The organism is Ralstonia sp. GX3-BWBA (assembly GCF_003290055.1).
Lineage (GTDB): Bacteria > Pseudomonadota > Gammaproteobacteria > Burkholderiales > Burkholderiaceae > Ralstonia > Ralstonia holmesii.
In genome coordinates this window covers 239,919-255,228 of sequence record NZ_QMKS01000006.1, presented here as the reverse complement: position 1 = coordinate 255,228, position 15,310 = coordinate 239,919, and the positions used below count along the sequence as shown (strand labels likewise).

Here is a 15,310-nt window from a genome sequence, read left to right as displayed (position 1 = left end):
CGCTCGAGCTCCTTGATGCGGCGGCGGTCCTGCTTGGTCTGCTGCGCACTGGCGGGCTGCTCGTGCGGCTGCGCCAGGGCCTGGGTGGCGCTGCCTCGCCACTGCGCAAGCTGCTGCGCGTACACCCCGTTCTTGCGGCACCAGGCGCTGCGCGCCGTCTCGTCCATGGCTGCCGTCGTGATGACCGCCTCCAGCCGGGCCGCAGCCGTCCAGATGCGCTCGCGCGCCGGCTTGGCCAATGCCTCGGAGCGCCAGCGCTCCAGCGTGTCGGCGTTCACGCCGATCTCCCCTGCCACGGCTTCCACCGCGGCGCTTTCGGGCGGCAGCAGCCTGGCCACCGCGCGATCCTTGAATGCTTGTCCGTATCGAGCCAATTCGTCCTCTTCAACGCCCCCGTGCTTCAAAAATCGGTGGGAAGGCGAGGCTGTGGATTTGTGGACGATGCGCTTCGCGCACCGGCCAGCTTGCCGTGGACAACGCTGGTGCGTTGCCCACCGCGCAGGCCTTCGCCCACAAGCTCCACAGCCACCTACCACCAAGGTAAGAGTCTTGAAGTCAGAGACTCAAGAATCTATCGGGGCGACAACTATTCTGACGCGGGGGGCGACATTCCGCCCTTCTATCGCTGTAGTGCAGACAGGAAAATAGGTCAATTCGTACCCGATTGCCGGGTCGGGCGGCTCAATCTCACTCGGTGGCGGCCGGGTCTTCGGCAAACAGCGGTTGCTGGCGCGCGTGCGCATCCGACTCATACAGCCGCACGCCCACGCCAAGCAATCGCACAGGAATGCCGCGGCGCTCAAACCCCTGCGCCAGCAGCTTGGAGAACACCGGCAAGGACACTTGCGGCGCGATGCACTCCACCGTCGTGCCACGAAAATCGGCAAAACGCAGCTTGATGTAGGTTTTGTGAATCATGTTGCCCGCGCGGGCGCGCTCGACCCGGGCGGCAAGCTGCTCGACAAGGATGGCCAATTCACGCTGGCAGTCATCGAGCGTACGCAGATCGGTGGCGTAGGTTTCTTCCACACTGACCGATTTGCGGACCTGCGAGGGTTGCACCTGCCGATGGTCGATGCCGCGGCAAAGATCGTGGAGCCGGAAACCGAACACGCCGAAATGCTGCTGCAAGCGGTCGGTGCCCCAGCCGCGTAAATCACCGCAGGTTTCCGCACCCAGGCGACGCAGCTTGGCAGCAGTCACCTTGCCCACGCCGAACAGGCGGTCGACAGGCAGCTCCGCCACAAACGCGTCAATCTGCTCGGGCCGCACGACAAACAAGCCGTCGGGCTTGTTCCAGTCACTGGCGATCTTGGCGATGAACTTGTTGGGCGCCACGCCGGCCGACACGGTAATGCCGACTTCTTCGCGCACGCGGCGGCGAATGTCTTCAGCGATGCGCGTGCCACTGCCCGCAAGCATCGGGCTGTCGGTCACGTCCAGGTACGCTTCGTCCAGCGAGAGCGGCTCCACCAAGGGCGTGTAGCTGTGATAGATGGCAAAGATCTGGCGCGCAACCTGGCGGTACTTTTCCATGGACGGCGGCACGATCAGCAAGTCTGGACAGCGCTTGACGGCCTGCGCCATGGGCATCGCCGAATGGATGCCGAACTTGCGCGCCTCGTAGTTGCAGGTTGCGACCACGCCGCGCCGCTCTGGCCGCCCACCCACGGCCAGCGGCTTGCCAACCAAGCGCGGATCGTCGCGCATTTCGATGGCAGCGTAAAAACAATCGCAGTCGCAGTGGATGATCTTTCGCACGGCACGAGGCCAGAACCGGCCGCAGGAAGCCGCGTCGGTGTCGGGCTTGCTCGTTCAGGAGGAACGCAAGCGTATCAGCTTCCGCCGGCTGCGCACGCAACGCGGCGCAACAATGCATTTCGCCGATATTGCAACGCAACATCGGCGAATGAGGAGGACCGGAAAAAAGCGGCTTAGAGGCCGATATCGTGTGCCACGGCGCCGAGTTCGTCATTCAGCGCGCGCTGCTCATCGCCGGACAAGCCACCGCGATGTTGGCTGGCCATGTCGTTAGCTTCCTGGCGGATGCGACGCAGGCGGTCGCGCAGGCCGTCAGCGCGGTACGGATCGATGTAGCCCTGCGATTGGCGAACGTCGATACGGTGGAATTCTTCCGCAAGACGGCCCTGTACCTGATCAAAGCGCGCACGCGGGTCCACCGGTGCCGCGACGGGGACGGGCTCACGCACCACCACCGTGCGCGTTGGCTGCGGAGGCGCCACGACACAACCGGCCATGGAGGCCGCCAGTACTGCGCACAGGGTCAGACGCGGAAGAATCGACATGATTGGGCTCGTATTGTCGTTGTAGAAACGCGCAGTCGCGCGAGAACTGGCGCTATCTTACGAACCGCTTCACGCAAAGCTGTGACGATTGGTAACAGCAGATTACTTCCGCGACAGCTCCGGTGGCTCGACCGGCGGCGGCGGTTCATCGGGCGATGGCAGATCTGGGGGAATTCCCGGCGGCGAAGGCTCGTCGGGCGGCGGTACGGTATGTGCGGGCAGCACGCAATTCACGGACATGGTTTCCCTCCGGGCAAAACGCATTGACAATCTAGTATGCGATTTGCATGCCAACAAGTCACTCCGCCCAACCCATGCACGACCTGCCCACCGCTCGCTTTCAGGATCGCACGCTCATCCGCATCGGCGACACGCGCGCCGATGGCTCCATGTTGCTGCTCGCGCCGGAAGCGGGCGGGCGGCTGGTGCGCTGGCGCCATCGCGGTGAAGACATCCTCTTCTGGCCCGAACCGGCCGATTGGTCCAATCCGGCCAAAGTGCGCGGCGGCAATCCGCTGCTGTTCCCCTTCATCGGCCGGCATTTTGTAGATGGCGAAGTCGGCCGCTGGCGCGACGCGCGCGGCCAACTTCACGAGCTACCGCAACACGGCTTTGCTCGCGACCTGCCGTTCGAGGTGGAAGACGCAAGCGACGCGCACATCGTCATGCTGCTGCGCGACAGCCCTCAAACGCGCCAAGGCTATCCGTTCGCCTTCGAATTTCGCGTGAGCTACCGGCTGATTGACGACGGGTTGGAGGCGACCTTCTCCGTGAAGCATCTGGACGAAGGCGACGCACATGCGCCGATGCCCTTCTATGCGGGCCATCATTTCTACTTGGCGCTACCGCATGCATTGCGTGGCGCAACCGAGCTGTCCATGCCGCCGGCGCGGCTATCGCGCCAACTGCCCGATGGCAGTCTCGACAGACCCCAGCCGGGGCGCAGAACCTACCAGCTCAACGACCCGGCCCTGCAAGACCGCTATCACCTGCTCGATGACGCCGGCGCGGCCACACTGATCATTCCGCCGCACCCAGAAGCGCCGCTCGGACGGCGCATTCGCTTCGAGGTAGAAGGAGCACCGGTACCCTGGCACGCCATCACCACCTGGACAGAAAACGCCACGTCGGACTTCTACTGCGTCGAACCATGGATGGGCTTGCCGAATGCGATCCACCACGGGGAGGGCCTGCACCTACTCGCCCCCGGCGGCACCCGGCGGGCAACCTGCCGCCTGCGGATCGCACGGTAGCCAAGGCGGTCAGGCCTTCTCGTAGGCCTGAACCGCGTCCATCACGCGCGCCGAGTACACCAACGCGGCCCCGGCATTGAGCGAAATCGCCACGCTCAGCGCGTCGGCAATCTCCTCATGCGTTGCGCCATGCTTGAGCGCCTCGGCTGTGTGCACGGTGATACAGCCATCGCAACGCGCGGTCACTGCCACGGCCAGCGCGATCAGTTCGCGTGTCTTCGCGTCCAGGCTGCCCGTAGTCGCAGCCGACAGCGTCTTGTAGCCCTTGACCGTATCCGGCGTGATCTGACCGATCTCGCCAATGCGACCCAGCAATTCCTTCCGATACTCGACCCAGTTCAGCATGTTGTGCTCCGGTGGTGTGGCGCTGGCCCGATGCCGCGCCGTTGGAAAGAGTATTGCCTTGACGCGCGATCCATTGAATACTTAATAAACGCAATTTCTATCGAAATCGTCTCAATGGACGCGCTCAGCCAATTCATTCAACTCACCCGGCCTCAGGCCAGCCTCGATTTGCGCTGCCTGTTCCAAGGGCCGTTCTCGATCCCACACGATCCGGAGCCGAATGGCCAAGTGCTGTTCCATCTGGTGCTGTCGGGCAGTTGCCTGGTCGACACTGGCGGCCGCACGCTCACGCTGCGCGAAGGCGATTTCATCCTGTTCCCGCGCGGCGAGGCACACACCATTCACGACCCCGGCGCTGTCGACCCATCCACCCGGAAACCCCGCACCTCGCATGACGGCATGCTGCCGCTGCGCCAAACCGGCCGGGGTTCCGCCGACGTCGATCTGCTATGCGGCCGCTTCGTTCACGAGCACGGTTCAACCACGCTGCTGGTGCGTACGTTGCCCGATCCGCTACACGTGTCATTGAGCGATAGCGCGTCGTATCCGGCACTGCAGGCACTCATTGCGCTGATGCGCGACGAAGCCGAAACCCGCGCGCCCGGCGCGCTGGCAATCGTTACCTCGTTGAGCCAAGCGTTACTGACAATGGCACTGCGTGTGTACGGCCAGCAGGAAAACGCGAGCCCCGGCACGCTGACGTTGCTGTCAGACGCGCGCCTCGGCCCCTCCGTACAAGCCATGCTCAGCGCGCCAGAGCGTGCTTGGACCATCGACACCCTCGCCGATCTGGCGGCGATGTCACGCGCCACCTACGCGCGACACTTCAGGGCGCGCGCCGACATGACGGTGTGGGACTTCCTCACGCGCGTGCGCATGACGCTCGCGTGCGACGCGTTGATCCACACGCGGCTCAGTGCAGGAGAAATCGGCGCACGTGTCGGCTATCAATCCGAGGCGGCGTTCGGCAAGGCGTTCAAGCAGCAACTGGGGATGACGCCGGCACGGTATCGGCGGGCGACGGGTTGATCATCCTCCAACGTCGCCGCCATCGCTAACGCTCAGGCTTGCGGCGAGTGCTCGTTTTTGCAGTGCTTTGCGACCGGTTGGGCTCGCGTGCCGGGCGCGTTCCTGTGGCCACCCATTCGCCGTAAAAATCGATCTTGCCGTCGATCAGCGCGACCGAGCGCGTCCACTCGGCGATCATCTGCGTCACCTGCGCGCGATGTGCAACGAGCAACGCATGCCGAGCCTTCAATGTACTGCGGCCCTCGCACACCAGCGCTGTGTATTCGCGCATCTGTGCGACCGACATTCCCGTATTGCGCAGGCGCTCCATCAACTCGAGCCAGTTGACGAGCTGTTCGGTATAAACACGTCGGCCCGCCGCATCACGCGCAACGCCAGGAATCAATCCCTGCGCCTCGTACCAGCGAATCGTATGAATGCTGCGGCCCGTGCGTTCAGCCAAGGCACCGATCAGCAACCGAGCCGGATCGCGCTCAGCCATGAGACTCGGTGGAGACGCCAGCCGGATCGCCAAGCGCCCGGTTGACAAGATCGGTGTCGAAGTATTCGATCAGTTCGCGCATCTTGCCCTCCTGCATGCGGATGACGAAACAGTACTGATTGTTATAGGCAACGCCATCGCGCGTCTTGTTGCGACCTTGCGCTTCCACGACCACGATATCCCCATCGGCAGTAAAGCGGTTGGCAACGGTCGTGATGCGACCGAGCCTCGCTCGCAGCGGGGCGAACAGCTCGTCCAGCACCGTCTGCTTACCTGCATAGCGACGAGACCACCGCGTCGTACCAGTGCAAACCCAGCAGAAATCATCCGCCATGAGATCAACGAATGGCTTGGCGTTGCTCACAGCCAGTTCGGCAAAAGCGGCCTGCAAGATCTGCTTGTTCTCGAGCGCGTTCATGGAAGTCTCCTAGTGTGAACGCCCTGATTACAGGTGCTAGAGCGCACTCTAGTGCAAGGATTTTCTTTGCCGCAGATCGGCACCACACGACCACAAGGCGCTTGATCGAACTGCGAGCGAACTACTAGTCATCGGCGCTACGCCTCTGTTATACTTTCAGGCTTCGGGGCGTAGCGCAGCCTGGTAGCGTACCTGCATGGGGTGCAGGTGGTCGGAGGTTCAAATCCTCTCGCCCCGACCAATAAAATCAAGGGGTTACAGGTTTTCATCTGTAACCCCTTGTGCATTTCTGCGATCTCTACCCGAAATTTACCCGAAATCCCGCGAATCGACGCAGCCCGCTGCTGCTGCCGTCGCCGTCGCCGGACCATCCAGCGGTTTTCTGGAGTCGCCTGCATACAACGATGTCTGCAATTGACATCTAGAGCGACTGATGGCATGTTCTGGCACAGCCGTTAGATCGGCATAAGTTCAACACCCCTTCAATCGCCATATCGGGCTGCGTGCATGCCAGTGCGCTGCATCCCGGCGGTGCATCCAGCCAAATCTCGGTTTGACTGATTTCCGTTAAGGCCAGGCGGGCACTCTCCGCCGAGCACGTGACCGTGCGCGCGCCATGTAATCCCTTTCCGTTGTTCCTTGTTGGGCATCCGCTCGTCGTGCGCGCTGACGCGTCCACGTCGCCGGTGTGCACCGCGCGTGGCCGGACTTCCCGGCCATCGCGATCGCATCACGAATCGGACCCACCCCAGCGTGTTGTCTGATCTCGCACTGAGATCTGACAGCGTTGCGCCCCGAATCTTTCGGTGTCGCGGCTTTACTGTTCTGTTACGCCAGTTAAGGAGAGCACATGCGTGGCTCGCTAATACCAGTCTTGATAGCTGAGTTGGAGTCTGTCTATCGGCAGGCATCGCCAAGGCCGCTGCCCGCCCTCAACGATCCGGAGATCTTGAACGCGGCGGAACACCCGCGGCGGCGACGCGTACGCCGATCAGACCTCGAAGCGTATCGCTCGATCGTAGAAGCCTTTATTCACCGCCGGGCGCGCGCGCGGAACCCCTCGGTCTACACCTACAGACGTCTTGCGCAATTGCTCAAGCGAAAGTCGGGCCGCAGTTTTGCGGTGTCGACACTGCAGCGTCGACTCATTAAGTGGGGCCTGGTTGATGGCATGAGGCGCTACAACAAATGAGCCGCCTGATCAGCGAAATCAGAAAATCCATCGCCGTGCATGGCGTCCCAAAGGCCGCCCTCGGCGAAGACCGCAGGGTCGTCATCACATCCATTGGCACTGAAAGAAGCGGCGTCCAGGCGGAACGCCGCTTCCTTGAATGGCGCGCAGACAATGGTCTGGATCTCGACGGTCCGTATCTTCGCGCGGAAGTCATGGAGTTTCTCCATGAGTTTGGGGAGACTCATGGGCAGTCGGCCCTCGATGCGACGCGCATGGCGCTCGGGCGCGCGCTGTCATTGAAGCTTCCGCCAATGCTGAGCCTCGTCGAAACCGTACGACGCGGACGAGCGACGCGGCCAGAGGAACTCAAATTAATCGTTGCACATCAGCACGACCGGAACGCACTCGCGTCACTGATCGCGTGGGATGCTGGGCTGCGGGCAATCGAACTCCTGACGCTGCGGCGGCACGGCGAGCACGCGGCTTCGGCACATCGCAATTGGCCGCAGACCATGTTTCTTGGCCGCCAAGACACGGAGAAAATGGTCGTCTCCGGAAAGGGCGGGCTTCGGCGCACGGTCGCAATCGCGCGCTGTCTGGTTGCAGAACTAGAGAAATGGCGACGACCTGCACCGCTGACCATCGAGGATCGCGGTGTCCGATACCAGTCGTTTTACTGCGTCGGCGGAGGTCAAGCTTTTAGCCAGAGCTTCTCCCGGGCCAGCTTGACAGCCCTTGGCGTGTCCACTGGTGCCCACGGACTGCGTCACGGGTTCGCTCAGCGCCGCGTCTCAGAGTTGAGAGCGCTGGGTTGGGACTTTATGGACGCGATTCAACTCGTCAGCATTGAACTCGGTCACTTCCGGCCGATCCTCGGTTACTACCAACCCAGATGAGGTCCACGTGCAAAGAGATCGGTTCCACCCCCGCGGTTTGATTGTTCGCAAGAGGCGCGATGGCGCAAACCGGTTCGCTCGCATTGACGCGACAGGCCGGGAAATAGCACTCGGATCCGACTGGCAGGTGGCATATAAGGAATGGCTGGAAGCTCGCATTGCGATGACAGTAGTGCCGCGCCCCATGCCGGTCGGTTGGTTGGTTAACGAATTTGGGGAGCGCCACCGGCCTGCCGAAAAAAGGGTAAGCGGCGTCTTCAGAAATGAAATTCAGCGACTAGGCCGACTCTTGCAGGCCATCGGTAATCCACTGACTGATGAGTTGAGCGCAGCCAATTGCGAGTTGATGCGAGTGCTCTCGGACGTTGGACCTGTCAAGACTGAGAGTCTCGTTCGACGACTAAGACAGATTTGGCGCTGGGCGTATAGAGAGGGGCTGACGGATCAGGATTGCCCGTGCACGGCTCATACGCACGAAAGCGCAGTACGCTCCGAGATCATTGACATCGTCGGGCGCCATCTTCCCAACACCGTCTTGCTCAAAATTGAGGAGCTGTGCGAGGCAAACCAGGAGCGTGTCCGTGCGGATACGGCGCTGAGTCATAGGCCCCTAGCTGCCGCCGTTCGCCAGGCAGCCCGGAATGCGAGCCTGCAACTGGCGCGCGATGGGCGCCCCGACCTGATTAGCGCACTGCGGCGCTGCGAGCTTGCGTGGTTCCTTGAGGCTCGACGAGCGCGTCCGGCAGATGGTCGCCCAGTTGCCGAATTGCTCCTTGGGCATGCGCGAGTCGAGCGCGTTCGCACGCTACGGCAGCAGGTGCGGAGCAAGTCAACACCGAGTTCCGCGCCTCGATCCTTGAAGTGATGAAGTTCGGTAACGTTCGGTTTGGTAGCGATCTTACTTTCGATTCGCCTGGAGAAAAAACTAACCAGCTAAGCTGATAAAAATTGATGTAGGAAATTTGAAAAACTATTTGCTTTTTTAAATACGTCACCTACAATACTGAGCAACACCCCGCCGTGATGACGGCATGATGAAGTCAAGTGTTCCAGAACTGGACACTCATGTAAATTGAAAGAGAAGTATGCACCGCCAGGTTCTCATGACCTAGGTGAGTGCGTGGCAGGCTTTCCTGATTCAGGAGTCGAACGTGCCACGACGTAAGCCCGCATCGAGCAATCGGTGACGGGCTTTTTCGTTTGCAATATTTCCTATCGCAAGGGGCACTCGCCCCACATCAATCATCCTCGAAAACCAACGCGACCGCTTGAATTCAGGGTCGTAGCGCCGTTTGGCGCCTCCGCAATCTGCGATCTTCGAGACCATCGAGGTCGCAGCCAGCTTTCTCACGTGCATATGCCACGTGCTGCAGGTTGCCCGCGGGCAACCATCCACCGCTGAGGTGGCGATCTATCTGCTTGTGCGGTCCGTTTTTTGTCTACAGGTAATGGTTCGATTTTTCCATTTCCTTATGACCTGCTTGTTGTGCAACTGAAGATTTACGCCCCGCTATTCAAGGCGATTTTTTGTATTCATAGGTTTTGTTGCTTCATCAAGATCGTGAGGGTTTTAAAAATGATCCATTCTGTCGTCGGCATTGATGTTGGAAGTGGCTTCACTAAATTTGCTTACCGCGAGCGCGGTGATATTCATAAAAAGAGTTTCCGGTCTATAGCCTTGCCCCACTTCGAATCCGAGATGGCGACAACGTTGCGCCGAACTCCGATCAGTCCAGCGATCAAGATCATCACGGTCAACAACAGGAAGTTCGAGGTCGACACCGACGAGAGCGCACCTGTCATGAAGGTGCTCGGGGAGCGTAACGAAGCGGACGATTTCCCCACGCGTCCCGAATATCGCGCTCTCGTGTATGGCGCGTTGGCTGCGCTCAATGCAAGCCGCGTGTCGAGACTGGTGTTGGGCCTGCCTCTGCATACCTTTGCCAAGCATGCTGGTGAGGTTCAAAAAGCGTATCGAGGCACGCTCGCGTGTGGCGCCACCTCGGTCATCGTCGAAAGCGTAACTGTTGTACCGCAGCCAGTTGGATCCCTTCTCACATTGGTAGCCGAAGGCGATCCCACCCTTGCAGCGACAAACGCCTGCCTTGTCGACGTTGGCCACTACACAACGGATTGGCTTGTCAGTCATGGCAAAAGAATCGACTACTCCCGTTGCGGCGGGCGAGCCGGTGGTGCCAGTCATGTCTTCAGGGCGGTGGCAGAGGCCTTGTCCACTGACCTGAATGAGAGCTTCGAAGGCCTTGACCAAATCGATCTAGCGCTGAGAAACGGCACGCCCCTGTTGGCATATGGGAAACCAATCGAGGTTCGTAGCTACTTGGAGCGCGCGAAGGAAGTGGCGATGGATACGGCACGCGCTGTGCGCGCCAAGGTGGGTACTGCGGAAGACTTGACTTTGGTTCTGACAGGTGGCGGAAGCTGGCTCTATCGCCAAGCGTTCGAAACTGTGTTCGCAAAAAATCGCCTCGTCCAGCTTGAGCGCGGGCGATTTGCCAACGCCGCTGGCTTCGTCTTGTTCGGCGAACAACAGACCTCGCAGACCACACGATGAAGCACGTACTGAAGTTGACGGTGGTGCTTGGTGGCCCCGTCTATACAGAGCTAGTTGCGGAGCTCGATACCCTTCCAAGCGCACGCGCCCGCGCTGGGTGGCTGAAGCACCTAGCCGAGAGTGGCGTTCGCGCTGCGCCTACTGGCGCGCTTACCGCCGGCTCCCGTCATGCCAATGCGTCCGCGACGCAGCGGGTGCAGGCGAACGAGCAGTTTGATATGTGCGTAACGATTCGAGAGGAGGAGTTTCCATGCCTATATGGGGCCCTCTCCAGCGCGCGAAAGGGCAAGGCGCGCGCGCTGCTGCTCAAGAGATTCGCGAACGATGCACTACGTATGCGGGGCGGCAGTTGCATACCATCGGCTACACCGGAGTCGCACGCGTATGAGTCGCTGACTCCAGCCGACATCAAAGACGATTGCCCTGAGCCGTTGGCACTCCCGCCGAACTCCCTGCTTCCCGATTTTTGTGCCGGATTCTTGGTTCGCTAGACGATTGGATAAGGACGCTGTTTGATTGGTCCATCTGGAGGAGAAACCGAAATGGACGACAAAATTCTGCGCTTACCCGCTGTGCTCTCGATTACCGGCACCGGGAAGACAACCCTTTACGAATGGATGAAGCTCGATCTTTTCCCGCGTCAGATACGTTTGGGCTCCAGAGCTGTCGGCTGGCGGGCCAGCGAGGTGGCGGCTTGGCTTGCCAGCCGTACACCACCAAACGTTGAACAGCCATGATTCGGTCAGTACGTTTCGCTCGCTGTTCGGGTGGGATGGGCGATGATGGGCAACAGCTACTCAGAGGCACAGCCCCGCGTATAGCGGGCTCACTCGTACTTTTTCTTGAAGGATAAGAAATGGGATCCGATCTCAAGCGTGACTTGCGCATGCTCATCGAGCAATTCTCCGGCGGCCGGGATGCGTACGCATCGAAAGTGCATCACAAGGTTTTCCCTCGAATCGTTGACGTGTTGTACTCGAACGGGTGCAAGTTGCAACGCGCAGCTAACATCAAGCAACGACACGTCGAGGTGGTCTTTCGCGCTCTCGCCGAACAAGGGGCGCCATATGGAACATGGCTTCTGGTGTGGAATCAACTCAATTCTTGGGTGTGTTGGGTTGGGAAGGCTGGAATGCTGGCACCACTCGAAAGCTATATGACGAAGTATCAAGCAGGCTGCCCGGATCGTTGATTCGCCTGCGACCAAGTCTCCGTGTTTAGTGTGTGAAACGACGGTATCGAACTCAATCCAATTCGGGCGCAAATTGTCCTGGCTTAGCGGGTCGCCGACATTGAACCGCCTGTCGATGGCGTGAAGCAGTCCATCGACGATACCAATCGCATGCGGGCAGAGACTGGAAATGGTCAGCGACGAGGCCTCGCCGGAAAACTGTGCATCCATCCTAGGCAGGTGTCGATCGTGAACGAATGCTACGCGCCGTCCGAGTCGGAAATCGCATGGGCGAGAGCGGTGGTCGATGTCGGAAAAGGTCAACGGTGCAGCGGTCTCGATCGACGGAAAGATGGTGGACAGGCCTGTGGTGCTACGTGCGCAGCGCATCCTCGGTTCGGCATAATTTCGGGTGGCTGCCTTTGACCTTCGGGTGGCTGCCTTTGACCGATTGTGTTGGGAAATTCGATTTGTGAATCCGGTGACGATCCAACGACGCTGCGGCTGTGTCGCTAGGGCTTGTAGCCGTACCTACCAGCATCCTGACTTCAATCGCTCTTGATGAAGCCTACCGAACGAAGCCGAACCAGCTCGGCTGGAAGGGCCGGTCGACATCTACAACGCCAGCAACACACCGCCAGAGATCACCACGAGCAAGACCTCCAACGGCACGGTACTGCACGCATGAAATCAACCCTCTCAACGAGGGGTAAGCAAACACGCCACCCTAAAGGGGACCGAAAGGCTACATTCTTGTAAAATCAGATGCCTGCCGCTGATCCCGGCAGCATGCTTGACTACCGCTTGGCGAGCCGAAAGCATCAAGCGTATACGTCTCCTAGATTTGGCGATGCCTTTCCGGGCTGGCCAGCCCCGAGGCGACATCCGGTTTGGTCACCGGACTCCGACAAGCGCATCTGCGCCAATATCGATAACGGCGGCAACCTACATTTCTCGCGGATGAGCAAGTACCTTTCCGCAACGCGACGAACTTTCGAGTCTCAAGCATGAGTATTCTGCTAACCGGCGCGACCGGTTTTGTAGGCGGCGCTGTTGCCGCCAACCTTGCGGACAAGGGTTTGCTGGGCGACACCCGTTTTGCGGTGCGCGGCGGCACCCCCGCCGACGGGCTCGTGCGCCTGCGAAACAACCTGCGCCGTTTTCAATTGCCGAAGACGGTGCTGGATGGCATTAGCGAAGCGCAAATCGTGCCGTTCGACTTGCGCAATGCGGCCGCCACCGCGCTTGGCGACCCGGAAATCATCATCAACTGCGCCGCGCTGGCGACGTTTTCCAACCATCCGTCGCTGTGGGAAACCAACGTGGACGGCGTGCTGGCATTGGGCAGACAGGCGGCCCAAGGCAAACGGCTTAAACGTTTTCTGCAGGTTGGCACCGGCATGTCGTGCGGCAAACTTGCTGACCGCCACGTGCAGGAAAGCTGGAACGTGCCGCCGCTTGAGCAACACGCGGTGCAGTACACCTATTCCAAAGGGATGGCCGAGCTGAAGCTGCGCGAAGCGTTTCCCGAGTTGCCGCTGGTGGTAGTCCGACCGTCCATCGTAGTCGGCCACAGCCAGTTGGGCTGCGCGCCGTCGGGCAGCATCTTCTGGATGCTGCGCATGGTCGCCCTACTGGAGACTTTCAGTTGCCGGTTGGGCGACCGCATCGACATCCTCCCCGTGGACGATTGCGCCGAGGCCATCGTGCGGCTGGCGCTCAAGCCGATGCTGGCGCACGACCTATATCACATCAGTGCTGGCGACGCGCATTCGGAGCAGATCGCCACGCTGTACCCGCGCGTCAAGCGCTGCGCGAGCCCGGAAGAAGATGCCCAGGCACTGGCCGATTACGTGTATCAGGAAAAAATCGAGGAGAAGGCGCTGGCTCGCAAATTTCTGCGCTTGACCGAAGATGGCAACGTGCGTCTGGTCGCGCGATCCATCCATCTATATGCCAAGTTCGCCAGCATGAGCTACGTGTTCGATAACACGCGACTGGTAACAGAGACGGGCTTTCAGCCGCGCTCGCTGCTCAGTTATCTGGACCGCTGCCTCGACACGTCGGACGCCGTGTCGATCACCGAGCAGATGCAGTGGGACTACAAATAATCGTCCCCAACTAAACCAAACCACCAGACCAACAGTAGCCTCACTGCCCTCGGCATGCGCCCGTGGGCGCGTGCGCGAGGTAGTCTTTGCAGTCGTGAGCTCGCCTAAGCAACGCGCCCGTAGTGATCCTGGAAGCGAACAATATCGTCCTCGCCAAGGTAGGATCCGGATTGCACTTCAATCAGCTCAAGCGGAATCTTGCCCGGGTTTTCCAGGCGATGCGTCACGCCTAGCGGGATATACGTTGACTGGTTTTCCGACAGCAACATCACCTGATCGCCGTTGAATACTTTGGCGGTGCCGCACACCACGATCCAGTGTTCTGCACGATGGTGATGCATTTGCAGGCTGAGGGACGAGCCCGGATTGACGATGATGCGCTTGACCTGGAAGCGTTCGCCTTGGTCAATGCCCTCATATGAACCCCAAGGGCGAAACACTTTGCGGTGCGTGACCGACTCGTGACGGCCCGAGCTGTTCAGACGCTCGACGATCTTCTTGACGTCCTGCGCTCTGTCGCGGTGCGACACTAGAATCGCATCGGCAGTTTCCACAATCACCAGATCGTTGACGCCCACCGCCGCCACCATGCGGTGCTCGGCCCGCACGTAGGTGTTGCTCGCGTCCTCGACCAACACGTCCCCAAACAACGCATTGCCGTTGTCGTCGACGTTGGCGATCTCGGCAAGAGCCGTCCACGAACCGATGTCGTTCCAGCCCAGGCCAGCCGCCGTCACAACGGCAGCCTGTGCCGTTTTTTCCATGACTGCGTAGTCGATCGACAGCTTGGGGCTGGCGCCGAAGGCCTCAGCATCGAGCCGCACGAAGTCAGCGTCGCGCTTGGCGGCGTTCAGTGCCAGTTCTGCTTGACGGAGAATCTCGGGCGCATGCTGGCGGAGTTCGTCCAGGTAAGCAGCCGCCTTCAGCATGAACATGCCGCTGTTCCAGTAGTACCCGCCCTCTTCCAGCAAGCGGGCCGCAGTAACCGCGTCCGGCTTTTCCACAAAACGCTCCACCCGGTATGTACCGTCGACGGCAGCCAGAGCTTCGCCACCGCGGATGTAGCCGTAACCCGTATGTGGCTCGGTGGGCTCGATGCCAAAAGTGACCAAGAAGTTATCCTTGGCGACAGTGGCTGCAACCGTGGCGAGCTTGCCGAACACCACGTCGTCCTCGATCACGTGATCCGACGGCAGTACCAGCAGCAGCGCATCGGGCGTTGCCTGCGATGCAAGCAGGGCCGCCACGGCTACGGCTGGCGCCGTATCGCGGCCGACCGGCTCAAGCACGATTGCCGACGGTTTCACGTCGACGCTGCGCAGTTGCTCGGCCACCAGAAAGCGCTGCTCCTCATTGGTGATCACGATCGGGGCGGCCACATTGCCGATACCGCGCAGGCGCAGCGCCGTCTGTTGCACCAGCGTGTGTTCGCCGACGAGCTTCAGATACTGTTTCGGATAGCCGCCGCGCGACATTGGCCAGAGACGGGTACCGCTTCCGCCACACAGAATGACGGGGTAAATATTCATATCAACTCCCTCAAGGACTACCACT

Annotated in this window: 15 protein-coding genes and 1 tRNA gene; 7 read left to right on the top strand and 9 right to left on the bottom strand. The window is 60.4% G+C overall.

Annotated elements, in window-relative coordinates; translation table 11 throughout:
- The 3 genes from DOD19_RS06220 to DOD19_RS06210 form a co-directional block, all read right to left on the bottom strand.
- Positions 1–374: transposase (locus DOD19_RS06220; RefSeq protein WP_162634354.1), on the bottom strand; the 374-nt coding region annotated here is incomplete at its 3' end.
- 313 nt (positions 375–687) lie between these two features.
- The gene (dinB, locus tag DOD19_RS06215; protein ID WP_112184649.1) at positions 688–1,761 is read right to left on the bottom strand and encodes a DNA polymerase IV; all 1,074 of its coding nucleotides are present in this window, start codon (positions 1,759–1,761) and stop codon (positions 688–690) included.
- A gap of 173 nt (positions 1,762–1,934) precedes the next feature.
- Complete coding sequence (locus DOD19_RS06210) at positions 1,935–2,306, bottom strand: hypothetical protein (RefSeq protein WP_112184647.1); 372 nt, start codon at positions 2,304–2,306, stop codon at positions 1,935–1,937.
- Between the two features lie 314 nt (positions 2,307–2,620).
- Here DOD19_RS06210 and DOD19_RS06205 point away from each other — a divergent pair, with 314 nt between their 5' ends.
- Positions 2,621–3,559, top strand: a complete 939-nt coding sequence (locus tag DOD19_RS06205; protein ID WP_024975512.1) for an aldose epimerase — start codon at positions 2,621–2,623, stop codon at positions 3,557–3,559.
- 9 nt (positions 3,560–3,568) lie between these two features.
- Here DOD19_RS06205 and DOD19_RS06200 read toward each other — a convergent pair whose 3' ends face one another.
- Positions 3,569–3,904: a carboxymuconolactone decarboxylase family protein gene (locus tag DOD19_RS06200; protein ID WP_024975511.1), complete on the bottom strand. Its 336-nt coding sequence runs from the start codon at positions 3,902–3,904 to the stop codon at positions 3,569–3,571.
- A 114-nt stretch (positions 3,905–4,018) separates the two neighbouring features.
- On the opposite strand from DOD19_RS06200, the gene DOD19_RS06195 reads away from it, so the two are divergent.
- A complete protein-coding gene (locus DOD19_RS06195; protein WP_112184645.1) occupies positions 4,019–4,933 on the top strand; it encodes an AraC family transcriptional regulator in 915 nt (304 codons plus the stop codon).
- 25 nt (positions 4,934–4,958) lie between these two features.
- On the opposite strand, the gene DOD19_RS06190 is transcribed toward DOD19_RS06195, so the two are convergent.
- Entirely contained in the window at positions 4,959–5,414 is a 456-nt protein-coding gene (locus DOD19_RS06190; protein ID WP_112184642.1) for a MerR family transcriptional regulator, read from the bottom strand.
- The gene (locus DOD19_RS06185) at positions 5,407–5,832 is read right to left on the bottom strand and encodes a nuclear transport factor 2 family protein (RefSeq protein WP_112184640.1); all 426 of its coding nucleotides are present in this window, start codon (positions 5,830–5,832) and stop codon (positions 5,407–5,409) included. The genes DOD19_RS06190 and DOD19_RS06185 overlap by 8 nt, the downstream gene beginning before the upstream one ends.
- 164 nt (positions 5,833–5,996) lie before the next feature.
- On the opposite strand from DOD19_RS06185, the gene DOD19_RS06180 reads away from it, so the two are divergent.
- A tRNA-Pro gene (locus DOD19_RS06180) sits at positions 5,997–6,073 on the top strand.
- Positions 6,074–7,020: 947 nt separating this feature from the next.
- Positions 7,021–7,902 (top strand): site-specific integrase, encoded by an 882-nt coding sequence (locus DOD19_RS06170; protein ID WP_112184635.1) that lies wholly within the window; start codon positions 7,021–7,023, stop codon positions 7,900–7,902.
- A 610-nt stretch (positions 7,903–8,512) separates the two neighbouring features.
- Here the strand turns inward: DOD19_RS06170 and DOD19_RS27490 are convergent.
- On the bottom strand, positions 8,513–8,683 hold the full coding sequence (locus tag DOD19_RS27490; protein WP_162634353.1) for a hypothetical protein: 171 nt from the start codon (positions 8,681–8,683) through the stop codon (positions 8,513–8,515).
- Between the two features lie 705 nt (positions 8,684–9,388).
- Between DOD19_RS27490 and DOD19_RS06160 the strand changes: the two genes are divergently transcribed.
- Together DOD19_RS06160 and DOD19_RS06150 are read left to right on the top strand one after the other, a co-directional pair.
- Positions 9,389–10,474, top strand: a complete 1,086-nt coding sequence (locus DOD19_RS06160; RefSeq protein WP_162634352.1) for a PRTRC system protein D — start codon at positions 9,389–9,391, stop codon at positions 10,472–10,474.
- Between the two features lie 542 nt (positions 10,475–11,016).
- Complete coding sequence (locus DOD19_RS06150) at positions 11,017–11,211, top strand: AlpA family phage regulatory protein (protein WP_112184624.1); 195 nt, start codon at positions 11,017–11,019, stop codon at positions 11,209–11,211.
- Between the two features lie 89 nt (positions 11,212–11,300).
- Here the strand turns inward: DOD19_RS06150 and DOD19_RS27865 are convergent, their stop codons facing one another.
- Positions 11,301–11,876, bottom strand: a complete 576-nt coding sequence (locus DOD19_RS27865) for a hypothetical protein (protein ID WP_239497973.1) — start codon at positions 11,874–11,876, stop codon at positions 11,301–11,303.
- Between the two features lie 776 nt (positions 11,877–12,652).
- On the opposite strand from DOD19_RS27865, the gene DOD19_RS06135 reads away from it, so the two are divergent.
- Positions 12,653–13,756 carry an SDR family oxidoreductase gene (locus tag DOD19_RS06135; RefSeq protein ID WP_112184615.1) on the top strand — a complete coding sequence of 368 codons (1,104 nt, stop codon included), beginning with the start codon at positions 12,653–12,655 and terminating at the stop codon, positions 13,754–13,756.
- A gap of 104 nt (positions 13,757–13,860) precedes the next feature.
- Here DOD19_RS06135 and DOD19_RS06130 read toward each other — a convergent pair whose 3' ends face one another.
- The gene (locus DOD19_RS06130; protein WP_112184613.1) at positions 13,861–15,285 is read right to left on the bottom strand and encodes a mannose-1-phosphate guanylyltransferase/mannose-6-phosphate isomerase; all 1,425 of its coding nucleotides are present in this window, start codon (positions 15,283–15,285) and stop codon (positions 13,861–13,863) included.
- Positions 15,286–15,310: the final 25 nt, after the last annotated feature.

Excerpts from the sequence above, each read along its gene's own strand:
- DOD19_RS06130 (WP_112184613.1), bottom strand. The coding sequence starts at position 15,285 with ATGAATATTTACCCCGTCATTCTGTGTGGCGGAAGCGGTACCCGTCTC.
- DOD19_RS06195 (WP_112184645.1), top strand. The coding sequence starts at position 4,019 with ATGGACGCGCTCAGCCAATTCATTCAACTCACCCGGCCTCAGGCCAGC.
- DOD19_RS06170 (WP_112184635.1), top strand. The coding sequence starts at position 7,021 with ATGAGCCGCCTGATCAGCGAAATCAGAAAATCCATCGCCGTGCATGGC.
- DOD19_RS06200 (WP_024975511.1), bottom strand. The coding sequence starts at position 3,904 with ATGCTGAACTGGGTCGAGTATCGGAAGGAATTGCTGGGTCGCATTGGC.
- DOD19_RS06185 (WP_112184640.1), bottom strand. The coding sequence starts at position 5,832 with ATGAACGCGCTCGAGAACAAGCAGATCTTGCAGGCCGCTTTTGCCGAA.
- DOD19_RS06190 (WP_112184642.1), bottom strand. The coding sequence starts at position 5,414 with ATGGCTGAGCGCGATCCGGCTCGGTTGCTGATCGGTGCCTTGGCTGAA.
- DOD19_RS06135 (WP_112184615.1), top strand. The coding sequence starts at position 12,653 with ATGAGTATTCTGCTAACCGGCGCGACCGGTTTTGTAGGCGGCGCTGTT.
- DOD19_RS27865 (WP_239497973.1), bottom strand. The coding sequence starts at position 11,876 with ATGGATGCACAGTTTTCCGGCGAGGCCTCGTCGCTGACCATTTCCAGT.
- DOD19_RS06205 (WP_024975512.1), top strand. The coding sequence starts at position 2,621 with ATGCACGACCTGCCCACCGCTCGCTTTCAGGATCGCACGCTCATCCGC.
- DOD19_RS06210 (WP_112184647.1), bottom strand. The coding sequence starts at position 2,306 with ATGTCGATTCTTCCGCGTCTGACCCTGTGCGCAGTACTGGCGGCCTCC.
- DOD19_RS06150 (WP_112184624.1), top strand. The coding sequence starts at position 11,017 with ATGGACGACAAAATTCTGCGCTTACCCGCTGTGCTCTCGATTACCGGC.
- DOD19_RS27490 (WP_162634353.1), bottom strand. The coding sequence starts at position 8,683 with ATGCCCAAGGAGCAATTCGGCAACTGGGCGACCATCTGCCGGACGCGC.